We start from the raw sequence: 14,727 nt of genomic DNA, 5'->3' as shown, positions 1-14,727 counted from the left end.
AAAACGCCATTGTGAGACCATGAATCATTTCATGGTCTCTATTAGTCTATATTCTCAATACCCCATTCACCATCTTGGTTCTTCGTAAAAAAGTAAGTGATTCCTGTGTTGTCGATACGTCCATCTTGGTTTTTCTGGGCAAATCGCACACCTACCCGAATCTGTTCGCGCTGATTGATGTTTATTTTCTCAATTATATCTAAATCGTAAAACATAAATTCTTGCCCTTCTTCGCTCTCGCTTGTGTAGTAGAAATGATACTTATTGGTTGCTGCGGAGTCCTTATTCAGGTTCTCCTTAAACTTCTCTGGATTATTCTCCACTACGGCTTCGATATTCCCCTTAAATTTGGATATGATCTCATCGTCGAAGAAGCTTTGTTTATACTGGTCAAAATCGATGTATACACCTTGCTTAAAGTCATCCGCGGTAATCTCTTTAATTTGCTTGTGCGCTGGATCAATCAATTGCTCCGAATCAGAGATGGCATCAGTGGATGCCGAGATTGAATTCGTCTGCTCCTCCTGAGTAGATGGTGCCTGATTAGTATTGGGACTCGATTCATCGGTTGCTTCACGGATTGTCGTACGATCAGGGTCATCTGTATGCCCACATGCTGACAGAAGTACGACTCCACTTACACAGATAGATAAAATACCACGAGAAAGTTTCTTCATGAAATGCGGTTCTCCTTGTACGTTAGGGATTCATAACTACAAGTATAAACGCAATGAACCACAGTATAGTTACACTTAACCACGCCAAACGACCATAGTCATTCATCCGGTACAAGTTTAATCATTACGACCTGGCATATTGTAAGATTGCCTCCGCGGCGCGAACACGTATGTTAATATCCTCACTGTCTAAAGCTTGTCTTAACACATGCAGAGCCGCTTCAATCGTTGCTTTATCCACCTTGTAAGACGGGGAATTCGACGCCTGCACTCCTTCCGGTGCTTCATTTATGTCTGCAAGATGACGGTCCAACTGTGCTTGTGATACCGGATGTTCAAATTGAGCCAACATAGCAGCCTGATGAATGAAGGCTTGTACTTTGTCGTTTAAATCCTCCAAGGGAATACGTCCTAGCCAGGTAACACCTCTTCGATGGCATATGAGGTCTTCTTCTGTCCCTAAAGAATCATCGTAATAATAATCGCCCAGATCTCCTACATACACCCACTCATCATCCTTCATAACGATGTAGTCTCCATCTTGCATGGTATGTACAAATGTATGAAAATCCTTGATTACATGTGCAAGCTCCGTCTCTTCCAACCTGTAATGTTCCCTCAATTGCTCTTTCCATTCTTCTGGTGACATTTCTCCCAAATCTCCTGTGCCAGGCCATGTCAACCCAATAAAGTTATCCTCTAGAAATGAAGTTACATAGCTCATTCCGCGTATGGTTGATTGGATATAAAATAAGTTCATCTGATTCTGAGCCTCCCATTCTTCATTATGTTATCTTCATATTAAAAAACCTTCAAGAGCAATGTCTTGAAGGTTTAGCATTATCATATTAGTGCGTGTTCAAAAAGATGCGGCTCGCGCATCTTACATAATCAAAAGCGGACTTTTTGAACAACCTCTATTAGAGTACTTTTTCCAAGAAGCTGATGGTACGTTCATTCTTAGGATTCCCAAATACTTCTTCAGGGCTTCCTTCTTCTACGATGTATCCACCATCCATGAAGATCACCCGATCGGCCACCTCACGTGCGAATCCCATCTCATGTGTGACAATCATCATCGTCATACCTTCACGAGCGAGATCCTTCATTACACCAAGCACCTCACCAACCATCTCAGGGTCAAGCGCAGAGGTTGGTTCATCGAACAACATCACGTCTGGCGTCATCGCAAGTGCACGAGCGATGGCCACCCGTTGCTTCTGACCTCCTGAGAGCTGGCTTGGAAAGCTGTTTGCTTTATCCGATAACCCTACACGGTCTAATAACTTCAGAGCAGTCTCGCGTGCCTGCGCTTCATTTAACAAACCAAGTTCTCTTGGTGCAAACGTAATATTTTTCAGTACATTAAAGTGAGGGAACAAGTTAAAGTGCTGAAACACCATGCCGATATTTTCACGCGCTTTATTAATGTTTGTTTTGGAATCATTCAGATCCTGATCATCCACAATCACTCGACCCTCAGTTATTTCTTCAAGTTGGTTAATGCAACGCAAAAACGTACTTTTGCCTGATCCAGAGGGTCCAATGACGCAGACAACTTCACCCTCATTGACGGACATATCAATTCCTTTCAGAACATGATTCGTTCCGAAGCTTTTCTTCAATCCTTCAACTTTAATTTTACCCACGGCGAACCCTCACCTCCAGATAGTCAGCAACTTTGGTCAATGTGATAATAACAATCAGATACATAACCGCAACCGTTAACCAAATGTCGAAAGAGGTAAACGTTCTGGCGATTACAATCTTACCTGATTGAGTCAGCTCTACAAGACCGATAACAGACAAGATCGACGTATCTTTCAATGTGATTACCATCTGATTGATAAATGAAGGAATCATCACTCGAATCGCTTGTGGAATAACAATCTTCATCATAGCCTTACGATAAGGTAAGCCTAATGAACGAGCTGCTTCCAGCTGTCCCGGATCAATGGATTGAATCCCGCCCCGAATAATTTCGGTTACGTAAGCTCCGGCATTCAAACTTAGTGTTAAAATCGCTGCCAAGAACAGTGGCATGGTGAAGCCCATTGCTTGTGGAATACCGAAATAAATAAAGAACGCAAGTACAATCAATGGAATACCACGGAACACATCAACAAAAACTGTTGCAATTCCACGAAGGATCTTATTCTGTCCTACCTTCATAAATCCAAAGATCAGACCAATAATAAAGGCAAAGAACAACGATACTACCGTGTACAATAATGTATTTCCTAACCCTTTAAACAGAGCTGGAAGTGAATTCTGAATGTTCTCCCACCGACTACTTTGTGCAGCAGTTGGGGCATTTTCACCAACATATTTTTCCAAAATTCGATCATACTCACCACTTGCCTTAATGTTTACGAGTCCTGCATCAAACTTCTGAAGCAACTCTTGATTCTTCCCCTTACTTACCGCAAATCCGTAAGAGTCTCCGTCTTCTTTCTCAGTTACAATTTTCAAACCATTGTTTTGTTTGACGCCATAAGCTAGAACGGGTTGATCTTCAAAACACGCAATAGAATTGCCTGTTATAACGTCAAGATACATTTGTGCGGAATCTTCAAAAGGCACAATGGTAAAGCCATACTCGGAGGCAATGGATTCAGCAAATGTGTACCCAGCCGTTCCTGTTTTGACAGCAACCTTTTGTCCTCGGAGATCTTCATAGCTCTTCACTGTATCGTTGTTGGCACTAATCCCCATAACAACACCGGATGGATAATAAGCTTCCGAGAAATCGAATACCTTCTTTCTCTCATCCGTGATGCTCATCCCTGCAATTACGCCATCGACTTGATTCGCCTCAAGCGCTTGAACGGCAGCGTTGAAACCGAGGGCTTTAATTTCATACTTGAAATTCTGATCTTTGGCAATGGCGTCCATTAGATCCATGTCAATACCTACAAAATTACCATTCGCATCCTCAAACTCAAATGGAGCAAATGTAATGTCCGTACCGATGACATACGTTTTGCCTGAATTCGCTTCTGTTGCAGATGCTCCCCCTGCCCATCCAGATAACCCCGTCACCAGGAGCAAAACCAGGGTAATTACAAAAAATGAGACCTTCGTTGTTTTCATATGTCCTCCTCTTCTCGGTCTCCTCCGAATCATCATGATTATTCTTTGGAGTTGGTGTCAGTGTTACACTTTTTTTGTCAGACGTATTGCCCATTATACATATTATTTTATATTGAGAAAATAAAATTTTAAGTATTTATTGTTTTCAAAAGCTTGTCGTATGTTAACAACTACACTCCTACACCTTCGCTGACCAAATGGTTCAAGTAAAGTTAATCTGACCTATATGAAGGGTTCGTATACGGGCAACAAAATACATTATGAAGTCAGTTAAGTTAACCTTTTACATTATTCCCTCGCGTGGTAAAATTTTGTTAAATTCGATCCTATAAAGGGGCTTAACCATGCGAAAATTTTTCACAAAATTGTATTCGGAGTATTTAGTCATTCCACGAGCAATTCGTTTATTAATCCTCTGGGGATGGATTATTTTGTTTATCGTAACAGGCGTACGATTGGAATGGTTCAGCGTAGGTTAAAGATTCATTTCGCTTTTGATCTCCACAATTTTATTGAAATGAAGCTTCACTTCATTTAGAATGATGGATTTAAGCTGCTCCATACTTCTCTCATCCCCCCATTGTAACTGACGATCTGCACTTGTCTTGTAAAATGAGAGTGTTTCATCCAATGCATGCAGTTCTTTAGCAATCGACGCAAGTACCGTTTTGGTTTCCTGAGGGATTAATTTCGGTTTGTCCTTCCAATAGTGATAACTGATTCCATACATTAGTCCATATAGATCACTACGGTAGGCGAGCTGATACACCTCCTTCTGTTTCTCTGATGTCATGACAGAGTAATCGTACTCGTACATATACCGAGGTTTAGATGTAGATATGTAATCATCACTGAACTCAATAAGAGTCGTTAGATACTGGGTCGCATCTTTCCCCTGTACCTTCGCTTGATCAAGCAACTTCTGAACTTTGGCTGGCTGCACCTCATTCGTCACCTGACTAAGTTCTTCAAGTGTAAGTGCCAGTGGCTTGAAAGAATGGCCTTCTTTGAGAAAAGTGATGTAACCACTATTATTCTTGGATTGGTATAACTCCATTAGGACATCTTCGTTTTTTTGGGCTACGTTTAATCGATGCTCGTAATAAAAGAACACTACTATTAGTATGGCGACAAACACCCAATACCTTTTAATCATTGCTTTGTTCATACTTCATCTGCCGTTTCTATTCGTATTCATATACCTTAATAATGGATAATAATTGGCATATCTGAGAATTGTAGCATATGAACAACGCAGCTAATACAGGTGATTATTACCATCCTTTTCTCCATATTAAACAATATGACCAAAAAAGAACCTCGTTTCCAAGGCTCTTTCTGAGTATTCCTGATTTATTTAAGTTTATTTTGCATCCTCCAGCCACTGCACAAGTGGTGTATCATTCGTGAGCTCACCGTGTAAAATGTGGCTAAACATTCCTTCACGATTTATAACCATCGTTGCTGGTAGACCAGTGATACGATACATACTTGATATTTTGCCAGTCACATCAACGATTACAGGAAAATTGAATTGCTGTTCATTCATAAATTCTTGAATAGTCCCCTTCGACTCGCCAACATTCACGAATAGTGTCTCCACATCTTCTTGATGCTTCTCTGCGGTCTCGTGCAGCAAAGGCATTTCCCTTACACAGGGTGTGCACCATGACGCCCAGAAGTTAATCATAACTACTTTGCCTCGATAATCGGACAGTGAAACCTGTTCACCCACTGAATTAGGTGCTGTGAAGTCCGGGGCGGTGGCACCTACCTCAATTGAACCTGATCGTTGTGTCTGCGACGGTGAGAGTCCCTGAAAGACAGCCCATGCCCCTGCCAACACTGCAACGGTTCCAATCAAGATGGTGATGGTGCGCCTGATATGACGTTTATGATTTTGCAACAGGGATCACCTTCACTTTATTCCTAGACTTTGATGAAATGCAGCATGAAGTGAACCAAACTCTGCTCGAAACTGATGTGTTGTACCACTTCCTACGTTGCGCCCATCGTTCATAAACACAATATGATCAGCAAGGTCATCTGCAATGTCTAGCTGATGGGTGGAGAATACAACCATATGACCCTGCTGTTTAATTCCTTTGATCAGCTGTGCAAATTCATGCATCCAGAATGGATCTAACCCATTCGTTGGTTCATCCATAATGAGCAGTGGTGGCTTGGCTAACAATGCCTGAGCGAATAATACACGTTGCCTCATTCCCTTAGAGAAGGTTGAGACACGTTTATTTTTTTTGTCCTCCAAACCTACCATCTTCAGCACTTCCTGAACTCTCTCCTTGGGTACTCTTCGCAATGCAGCCCAGAACAACAGCATCTCTTCTGCCGTCAAACTCTGATTAAACTGATAATCATCTGGCATGTACCCGATCTGTTCCGAATAGCGTTTGCGGTCACTCCATTGCCGGATCTGGTTCACAACGATATCTCCTGAAGTAGGTCGAAGGATACCTGCTAACATACGCAGAACGGTACTCTTGCCAGCGCCATTGCCTCCACATAAGGCGAGCACGTTACCTGAAGAGATGTGAAAGGAGATTCCCTCTACAATCGATTGTTTTTTCATCGTTTTACATAATTCGTTGATGCTAGCCTCTACTTTTTTATCCATGGGAACGTCCCCTTTCCCAGATCCCGTACACAACAAGTACAGAACATGTAATCCACAGCAGACAGATCATTAAGAAAATCCAACTGCCACTTGGTTGCTGTACCCATGTCACCCATTGGTAATATTCCGGTCCGAGCACCGAGCCTCCACCAAGCTTAATGACTACAAATAAACGTACCAGTTCGGCGGGATTGATAAAGGTGAGTACAACAAGTAACGGTTTGACCCATAGATAAGGCACAATGCCTAGGATCGCGAGTAAAAGTGTAGGCCACCCAATCACAGCAAAGAACCAAACGGATACGGAAATGGTTAACGCTTGCCACCGATTTTTGGATATGGAGCCGATGAACAGCGCAACCGTTAGAAATAATAGGACCAGACCGCAAGAGAATGCCAGAAATAATAGGTATGTTGTCACGTTTAACGAGCTACTAATTACCCCACCGATGATTCCCATCAAGCCATAGCCAAATGCAACAATCGTAATTAGCACCACCGTCAAGCCGAGATATTTCCCAACAATAAAGGACATCGTGCCGATTGGATAGGTAGACAACAGCTGCCAGCTTCCCTCTTCCTTTTCTGAAGTCAGTGAGAAGGAACCGAGAAACAGTGTCATTAGTGGCAAAAGATAGAGAATGAGATTTAACATCGAGCCTGTTGTGCCTGAGTATCCTTGAACAAAGTTCTGCGAATCAATGAGCAGTAAGCTTAAGCTAAATGTACAAAAAAGAATTAGGAACGAATACGCCCAGGGATTGCGAAATCCCATCTTCACTTCTCGCTTGGCTACCAGTAACATGTCTACCATATTGGATCACCCTGATCACTCATCATCACTAGTGACCCGATTCTTCCTTCTTCTCGCCTTCCCCATGCATTCCTTTCTCGTCCATTCCTTCTTCACCATGTCCGTGGTCATGCCCATGCTCCCCCATCATATCCATCATCTCCGTGTTTTGCTTCCAGTCATGGGATGCGAGCTCCTCAGCAGTCATGATCGTTCCAATTCCTTGCTCGGCAACAAACGCTTCAGCGGATGCTTTGTCCTTGAAATTAAGAATGCCATACGCCATCGGTGTGCGCAGAGAAGCATCATAGACATAGGTCGCTTTACTGTATTCAATCCATTCCTTGTCATTATAATCACGAACATAATCCATTCCGATGTTCTCAGTCCCATTTTCTTCTTTCCATTGGTTCATGCAGCCGATGTCGTCAAACTTATAGTTCTTGCCATCCTTTGTCGTAAGCTGTGTTGCATAGGCATCATCCTTCACCTGCATCTTGCAAATGGCGCAGATATCCACGTCTTCGTTAATCGGTAATGCCGCATATGTTTTTGCTCCGCAAGCTGCTAATAACAGCATCCCCATCATAAGCATTAGTGCCATTGTCCATCGTTTCTTCATTTACGTAATCCCCCCGAATATATCATTATACTAGCCGCAAAACTTAATAAAATGACTCCGATTACCCATACCGGTACAATATCCTTGGATTTGTCCGGTTGCAGTTGCGGTTCCATGGCCGTAGCCATCAGAGGTGATTGATCTGTTGACCAATTCTCTTTACCTTCTGTAAACAACTCACTCAAAAAGACCATTCCCGGCGATTGAAAGAAAAGCTGATAGGCTGAATTTCTGCTGATTAATTGCTCATAGAATGGATTAATTCCATAAGCCATTTCACTAATCCCATCACCGTTGAGATCAAGTCCCCGGAACGAGTCCCAGTAATTAGATGACATCTCGTTGTCACTGCTATCTACTGCCGAAGCATCTATCACATTCGAGATGAACTGGTTCTGATTGAGCCGATTACCTTCTGCAAGTACAAGCTGAAACCCGATAAAATTCCGTAGAACCTCATTACCACGAATATCGTTATCTGTGGACTCCGCAATGTTCATTCCAACTCGATTGCCTTCAACGATATTGTCAACTATAGAAGATTGATGAACGTCGTATAAAAGAATCCCTTGTGAATGTACATTTTCACTCTGCTTGCGAAATGAATTGCCCGTTACCGTAGTGTTTTTCACACCCATAATCATGGCACCGGTGATGTTATCCTCACCTGTATTGTCCAAGACATAAGAACCGTCCACATACATGCAGTGGATACCATATCTCGTATGTAGCAACGTATTGCCTTGTACAATAGCTTCGCGGCTATTCTCCATATAGATCCCATCGAGCATACCTTTAATTTCATTGCCTTCAATCTGGTTACGATGAGAGTTGTATAGATCAATCCCATTGCCCTTCTGGCTACTTGAAGTCGTCTCCGAACCCGTCCAGGTGATGACGTTATTTCCGAAGAAACCCTCATTAGCGTTACGAGCTAGAATGCCAAAGCCCTGTGTCTGAATATGTATATCCTTGATCTCTGCATGATTGGCTTCAACTTGAATGGCTGCAGTAGGGGTACCATGCTGATGTAAAACGGTAAATCCCTGCAACTTCACGCCGTCCGCACGAATGTTAATCGTGGATCCAGCAGAATCCGTAGACGTAGACTGAATTGAGCTTGAGTCTGTACTCACAACCATCACAGAAGCATCTCCCAGAATGGAAATGCTCTTGTCTATATTCACTGGTCCTAGGTACATACCTGGCTTAAGTGTAATCTCCTCTCCAGGATTCATCGCGTTAATGATCGGCTGCAGCGGTATGAAGCGCTGTTCTTTGGAAGCGGCAGACGCATTCCCTGAGAAGAATGGAAGCTGAGCTAACATGCCTATAAGGAGAAATAGACTGAGGACGCTCCAAGGGTTGATACTTGGGTTTATCTTGTTGTTGGAGTTGTTCGACAGGTGGATATGCATACGAGCATTACCCATGAATTTCCCAGTAGCTTGCTGAATTCTCTGAGATATCATGGATAGTGATGTGGCGTTCATTCCATTTGAAATGTAGTCGAGATTTACATTTGCTCTTCAAAGCCTCTCCTCCATCCTTGCTAGCCTTAAAACAATACTGCTCATAGTGTACATAAAAACCTAATGTTTCCATATAGCTCAACATGGCTATAACACCTGATTGTTTGTGGCTAAATTGTGAGATACATTACATTGGATTAGAATCCCCTCCAATTCCCAATCCTCTTGAGAGCAAGAAAAAAGCTTATTCCGAATAATAAGTATCCGTAATAAGCCCTTGCTCTAACGCATAACGAGTGAGTTGTACCCGGTTCTGCACCTGGAGCTTCTGTAGAATATTCTTCAAATGATTTTTAACCGTATATTCTGAAATGGTATATTTCAGCGCAATTTCTTTGTTTGTCCAGCCAGAAGCTACTCCATATAAAATGTCCTTTTCTCTGGTAGTCAAAGGGACATCCGGTTCTTTTTTCTCCGTTAAGGATACGTCCTTTAAGATCTGATATGCTACCTCACGGCTCAAGGTCGCCTCTTCCGTAACAATGGAATGGAGATATTCTAACCACATGGAAGGTTCAAGGTTCTTCAACAAATAACCTTGTGCCCCACATTTCAATGCTTCCAGCAAATGAAATACGTCATCGGACACGGTAATCATCACGATTTTCACATAAGGGAACATCAGCTTAATCCGCTTCGTCGCTTCCAATCCGTTCATAATCGGCATCTGAATGTCCATCAGAATGAGATCAGGAAGCCATTGCTCTGTAAATTCAATAGCCTGCTGACCATCAGTCACAACCCCTATCACTTCAAGAGACGAATCCATAGATAAAATATCACATATCGCTTCTCTTGCATGGGCATGATCGTCAACAACAAGCACCCGAATATGACTCATACATGTTCACCATCTTGGCTAAATTCTAGAATAGTGCTTTCCTGTTCTCGAACCAATCTCAAGTTCCAATTCATCGCTTTCAGCCTCTCTTTCATGATATGTAGTCCATATCGGTCTTTCAACGTAAACGGATCGACGGTAAATCCTCTGCCGTTATCTTTAATCGTTATTTTGCGATATCCGTTCTTGTCCTCACCTTTAATCCATCCTTGGGATGCCTTGGCATGTTTCTGAATATTTACAACGGCTTCACGCAGACATGCGAGAAGCTCAATCTTCTCTTTTGCGGTAAATACATCATCCTCAATGTGCCACTCCAACTCAATTGGAATTGGTGTGTCGCCGATGATTCGGCCAATTTGGTTATGTAGAGCAATTGAGTCCAGCGTTGGTTGTGCTGTATGACTCTGAGCGTCATATCTGAGATTAGCTATCGACTGGCGAACGTATCGATTGACCTCGTGAACGGTTTTCCGAATCGCATAGACTTCGTCCAATTGCTTCTCTTGTTTACGCTGTGATTCCAGTCGTTCTACTTGAACAGAAAGTAAAAAGAGTGATTGTGCAATTCCATCGTGCAGCTCCTTCGCTAATTTCTCCCGAGATTCCAGTACGGCCTTAGCTGCTCGTTCCTTCTCCAGTTCCTTTTGGATACGTTCCATGTTACGAAATAGCTTCGTGACTAGCGTAATACTTACGACATACACGATCACAGGCGTAAGCCAATTGCCCAGATCCATAGATATATAGGGTAGAAGAAATTGGTGACGCACATACTCCCATATGCCGACAGTTAAGGTTGGGATGAGCAAGATCATCCACTTGATCTGTTTATACGACATGCTTTCCCTCCTGGGGTTCCTTATCGATGAAGCCAATCATTGGATTACATAGCTATACTTCTAACAGCATACGTTGTAGAACTGCAAAAGGCATGACCCCTTAGAGCCATACCATAGGTGATTTAACTTTTAATTGTAAACATTGTTTGAACGATCACGGCGTTTACGTTCCAAAATAGACATCTAATTTACCTGTAGGAAGAGTTGTTGCCATCCATACCGCAGCAAGATTGTCGGGAGCAGTCGTTTGCGCCGTGATATAATCTCCGATCAGAACTGTCGGTACCGGCGAGATTCCGTTTGGATTGAAGGAAGTGGTGGTAAGTCGGCGATTGGTAAAGGTAGCTCCTCCATTAAACGACTCTGCGACATAAACATCGAGCAGGAATCCATCAATCTGGTTGGAATAATAAATAACTCTTATCGTACCCGTGTATGGTGAAACTGCGATGGAAGGGAAAAAGTTCTGTGTGCCGACGGGTGCACTTGTAATACTTACTGGATCTGACCAAAGTAAGCCGTCGGGAGACTCGGAGAGAAAAACATCAGTATATCCGTTACGTGCATCATTCCATACAGCATAGACCGTTCCGCTAAACGGCCCATTAGAAATATCTGCAGCGAGATTCAAATTGGTCTGTACTCGAAATTGATAATTAGGTACAGGTAAAGGAGAAGGTGAAGGAACAACCGAAGCGATAAATGTAGATTGTCTTTCAATAGAAGGCTGGTAGTTGATCCCTCCGTCGTACGAGATTCGCAGAAGCGCTGAAGGACTAGCAGGCCCAGTAATGATATACCCTGCATAGACCTCTCCATTGAATCCAACTGCCAATGCTGCACGGTCATGTGTACCTCTTGGGCTGGACTGACGATCAGGTGCTTCCCAATTCAACCCTTGTGTAAGAGATCTCTGAGAAAAGATGGCAGAGAAGGTCGTGGCTAATGGTGTATAGCCCACGTAAGCATTCCCCCTGTAAGGACTACCAGGAGAGCGATCAACCGCAATTAATGGCTCATCATTATGAATAACCGTACCATAGCCTGCCTGAACAATAACGGGCGGTTGCCAGGTTAATCCATCATCGAAAGAGGTATAACTCACGATTGTCCCGTCATTGAATCCGTTAAACACGTGCACGGTTACAATAAATGTACTTGGAAACGTATAGTCAATGGTAGGTGCCTCTGCGCCAGCATACCCGGGAGGATTGGGCAGAATCGAGGTTGACCAAGTCGTTCCACCATCAATAGAACGATAAAATCCTGTCAATGTCGGACCCGTACTGGTATCCACGGCCACAACACACAGAATATTAGGATTAAGCGTGTTAACAGCAATCGAAGGTTCAAATTGATTCCCTGCTAGTGCTCCAGTAATATTAACTACAACCATCAATTTCACCTCACTTCAGATTATGGGATATTGGTGAATCGGTCGATCAGTGACATCTCAGATTGCAGAACACGTTGTATGATCTGCCCTGTCGAATCGACACCATAAACATTGATCATGGTGCTCGTTGCACTGAAATAATCACTTTGCACCTCAAAAAAAGAAGCATTGATGAGAGGATACACATACGTCCTACCTGCTTGGGCTGTAAGCTCGAAGAGTTCATGACCTATCGGTATTCGAACCGTTTGTGTTGAATCCCATCGGAAAACCTCAAGCTCAACGTTTACTGGCGCGTTAAGTGAGTCATTAAGACAGGTTACAATGATCTGTGTAGACTGTGTTGCTCCTGAAACAGGATTATAGATAAGACCTGTGCTATACGGCAATTCTAGTCACTCCTTTCTCTTGCATAAGCGATATCTAGACGAATAATATAAACTATAGTATGTTGTCCTACTATTAATGGAAACGGCGTTCAACTAAAGATCAAAAAAAGCCACGGATCTCACTGAGATCAGCAGCCCTTATGAAGGAGTAAAGGTAAGATGAAATCTATCGTACAGTTATTACATTTTGGCTATCATCAGGCTATGAGTTGTATTTTCCCTGTTGTTATTTTTGGGACACTAGCACTTACGAGCGTCGTTCAAGTTCCTTTTTTTCATCGTTATGATGCCATTCTATTAATACTACTTATCGTGCAATACCTAATGTATCGAAGTGGTCTGGAAACCCTTGATGAAATCAAGGTCATCTGTGTATTTCACTTGATCGGCTTGACACTTGAGATATATAAAGTATGGATGGGCTCATGGTCGTATCCTGAACCTGGATATACTAAATTATTGGGCGTTCCGCTTTACAGTGGATTTATGTATGCAAGTGTAGCTAGCTTTATGTGCCAAGTATGGCGTAGACTTCGAATGGACATGACCGGTTGGCCAGGTGGCATATCCTCCGTATTGCTCGGAGCAGCAATCTATCTTAACTTTTTCACACATCACTTTATTCCCGACTTCCGCTGGTGGCTCACAGCACTTGTATTTGTTGTGTTCTGGAAGACATGGATTATCTACCGTGTACGTTCTACAATCTATCGAATGCCACTGTCACTCGCTTTTATCATTGTTGGCTTCTTCATCTGGACTGCTGAGAACATCGCTACATTCTTTAATGGTTGGAAATATCCTGACCAGCATGAAACGTGGCAGCTCGTGAGCTTCAGCAAGATCAGCTCCTGGTTCTTGCTTGTTATTATTAGTGTCATCATCGTTGCTCAGCTTAAATATGTGAAAGCCAATCGAACGAGGAACATTCATAGTTAAAATTAGGTATAGGTTATTAGGATCATTGTAAACAGACATAGCAAATGTATACACAAAACTCCCCATGCTATAGCAAGATTATGCCGAGTGGGGAGTTTTATTTAACTAAACTAAATTCAAAAGGCATTGTTTATCGTAATTTTGGTGCTGGGTATAGTACATCAATACTTTTGAAATTAAGCTACGTGTTGTCGACCTTTGTTCGCTTAATCTTAAATACCGTTTCAGAGGGTCGCTGGTTGATTAACTAAGTCTTTCTGATAGGCCAATACTTGATCCCAGTCTCCGTGAAAAATAGGAATCCGATAATATCCCATTCGCTCATATAATGCGGCAGCTTCGGGTTGCAGCGGACCTGTCTGTAGCTTCAAATTGCGATACTCAAATTGTATGGCAAGACGCTCAGCCTCAGCTAATATCGCTTGTGCAACGCCCTTACGTCTATAGTCAGAACGGGTATACATGCGCTTCACTTCCACGGAATGTTCATCAAGGGGTCTAATCGCACCACAACCAACAGGATAACCATCCAAACGAGCTACAATAAATGCTGATCGCGGAACTTCCACGTCTGAGAGTTGGAATCCTGCCGTACCGTCACCTCCGTATAACAATCCGAGCTCCTCGCTCAGCTCCTTCATTAATTGTACTGAATCCTCACTTCTTACATCTTCGGCGGCAGCGAGCACGATTGTCGACGACATGTCTAAACCCCCTTTATCTCATTGGCTTTGATGGTTTAATTTGTGATTAATCTAAATTATCATGAACAACTCTGATCGTCAATTACCTCATCTATAGAATCTTTTGATAAGCCATTTTTGCTCTAGGTTCCCCTAATCATTCAAAAAAAACGTAGCTGACTAGCTAACGAGAACAATAAATCGTTATACAAAAAACCGCCAGTTTGGCGGTTTTACTGCTCTTCCATGATATTAGTGTGCGTTATATCCATATCGATGCTGTCT

17 protein-coding genes are annotated in these 14,727 nt (G+C 42.7%); 2 read left to right on the top strand and 15 right to left on the bottom strand.

The window, feature by feature from the left end; translation table 11 throughout:
• Positions 1–41: 41 nt before the first annotated feature.
• The 4 genes from M3636_RS07770 to M3636_RS07755 all read right to left on the bottom strand — a co-directional run bounded on the left by M3636_RS07770 (position 42) and on the right by M3636_RS07755 (position 3,770).
• Entirely contained in the window at positions 42–677 is a 636-nt protein-coding gene (locus M3636_RS07770; protein ID WP_251381944.1) for a hypothetical protein, read from the bottom strand.
• A gap of 124 nt (positions 678–801) precedes the next feature.
• On the bottom strand, positions 802–1,437 hold the full coding sequence (locus M3636_RS07765; RefSeq protein WP_251381942.1) for a hypothetical protein: 636 nt from the start codon (positions 1,435–1,437) through the stop codon (positions 802–804).
• Between the two features lie 160 nt (positions 1,438–1,597).
• On the bottom strand, positions 1,598–2,326 hold the full coding sequence (locus M3636_RS07760; RefSeq protein WP_128102094.1) for an amino acid ABC transporter ATP-binding protein: 729 nt from the start codon (positions 2,324–2,326) through the stop codon (positions 1,598–1,600).
• Positions 2,319–3,770 (bottom strand): amino acid ABC transporter substrate-binding protein/permease, encoded by a 1,452-nt coding sequence (locus tag M3636_RS07755; protein WP_251381940.1) that lies wholly within the window; start codon positions 3,768–3,770, stop codon positions 2,319–2,321. The genes M3636_RS07760 and M3636_RS07755 overlap by 8 nt, the downstream gene beginning before the upstream one ends.
• 344 nt (positions 3,771–4,114) lie before the next feature.
• Here M3636_RS07755 and M3636_RS29490 point away from each other — a divergent pair, with 344 nt between their 5' ends.
• Positions 4,115–4,249, top strand: coding sequence for a hypothetical protein (locus M3636_RS29490; protein WP_260866194.1), 135 nt, complete (start codon positions 4,115–4,117; stop codon positions 4,247–4,249).
• On the opposite strand, the gene M3636_RS07750 is transcribed toward M3636_RS29490, so the two are convergent.
• The 10 genes from M3636_RS07750 to M3636_RS07705 form a co-directional block, all read right to left on the bottom strand.
• Positions 4,246–4,827 carry a hypothetical protein gene (locus tag M3636_RS07750; RefSeq protein ID WP_251381938.1) on the bottom strand — a complete coding sequence of 194 codons (582 nt, stop codon included), beginning with the start codon at positions 4,825–4,827 and terminating at the stop codon, positions 4,246–4,248. The two genes, M3636_RS29490 and M3636_RS07750, sit on opposite strands and share 4 nt — an antisense overlap.
• Positions 4,828–5,133: 306 nt before the next feature.
• A complete protein-coding gene (locus M3636_RS07745; RefSeq protein WP_251381937.1) occupies positions 5,134–5,676 on the bottom strand; it encodes a TlpA family protein disulfide reductase in 543 nt (180 codons plus the stop codon).
• 12 nt (positions 5,677–5,688) lie between these two features.
• Complete coding sequence (ccmA, locus tag M3636_RS07740) at positions 5,689–6,405, bottom strand: heme ABC exporter ATP-binding protein CcmA (RefSeq protein ID WP_128102090.1); 717 nt, start codon at positions 6,403–6,405, stop codon at positions 5,689–5,691.
• Positions 6,398–7,219 carry an ABC transporter permease gene (locus tag M3636_RS07735; protein WP_251381934.1) on the bottom strand — a complete coding sequence of 274 codons (822 nt, stop codon included), beginning with the start codon at positions 7,217–7,219 and terminating at the stop codon, positions 6,398–6,400. Before M3636_RS07735 ends, ccmA begins: the two co-directional genes overlap by 8 nt.
• 28 nt (positions 7,220–7,247) lie before the next feature.
• Entirely contained in the window at positions 7,248–7,820 is a 573-nt protein-coding gene (locus M3636_RS07730; protein WP_128102088.1) for a nitrous oxide reductase accessory protein NosL, read from the bottom strand.
• Positions 7,817–9,238 (bottom strand): NosD domain-containing protein, encoded by a 1,422-nt coding sequence (locus tag M3636_RS07725; RefSeq protein ID WP_251381932.1) that lies wholly within the window; start codon positions 9,236–9,238, stop codon positions 7,817–7,819. Before M3636_RS07725 ends, M3636_RS07730 begins: the two co-directional genes overlap by 4 nt.
• 298 nt (positions 9,239–9,536) lie before the next feature.
• On the bottom strand, positions 9,537–10,193 hold the full coding sequence (locus tag M3636_RS07720) for a response regulator (RefSeq protein WP_128102087.1): 657 nt from the start codon (positions 10,191–10,193) through the stop codon (positions 9,537–9,539).
• On the bottom strand, positions 10,190–11,035 hold the full coding sequence (locus M3636_RS07715; protein ID WP_251381930.1) for a sensor histidine kinase: 846 nt from the start codon (positions 11,033–11,035) through the stop codon (positions 10,190–10,192). Before M3636_RS07715 ends, M3636_RS07720 begins: the two co-directional genes overlap by 4 nt.
• 163 nt (positions 11,036–11,198) lie before the next feature.
• A complete protein-coding gene (locus tag M3636_RS07710; protein WP_251381928.1) occupies positions 11,199–12,431 on the bottom strand; it encodes an exo-alpha-sialidase in 1,233 nt (410 codons plus the stop codon).
• Between the two features lie 20 nt (positions 12,432–12,451).
• Complete coding sequence (locus M3636_RS07705; protein WP_128102083.1) at positions 12,452–12,820, bottom strand: hypothetical protein; 369 nt, start codon at positions 12,818–12,820, stop codon at positions 12,452–12,454.
• A 159-nt stretch (positions 12,821–12,979) separates the two neighbouring features.
• Between M3636_RS07705 and M3636_RS07700 the strand changes: the two genes are divergently transcribed.
• Positions 12,980–13,759: a DUF817 domain-containing protein gene (locus tag M3636_RS07700; protein ID WP_251381926.1), complete on the top strand. Its 780-nt coding sequence runs from the start codon at positions 12,980–12,982 to the stop codon at positions 13,757–13,759.
• Between the two features lie 224 nt (positions 13,760–13,983).
• On the opposite strand, the gene M3636_RS07695 is transcribed toward M3636_RS07700, so the two are convergent.
• Positions 13,984–14,463 (bottom strand): GNAT family N-acetyltransferase, encoded by a 480-nt coding sequence (locus M3636_RS07695; protein ID WP_251381924.1) that lies wholly within the window; start codon positions 14,461–14,463, stop codon positions 13,984–13,986.
• Positions 14,464–14,727 lie beyond the last annotated feature (264 nt).

The sequence above is a fragment of the Paenibacillus sp. MER 99-2 genome, assembly GCF_023714095.1.
Classification (GTDB): domain Bacteria; phylum Bacillota; class Bacilli; order Paenibacillales; family Paenibacillaceae; genus Paenibacillus.
Note: the sequence above shows the minus strand (reverse complement) of the source record. Positions and strands in the feature narration are given on the sequence as shown.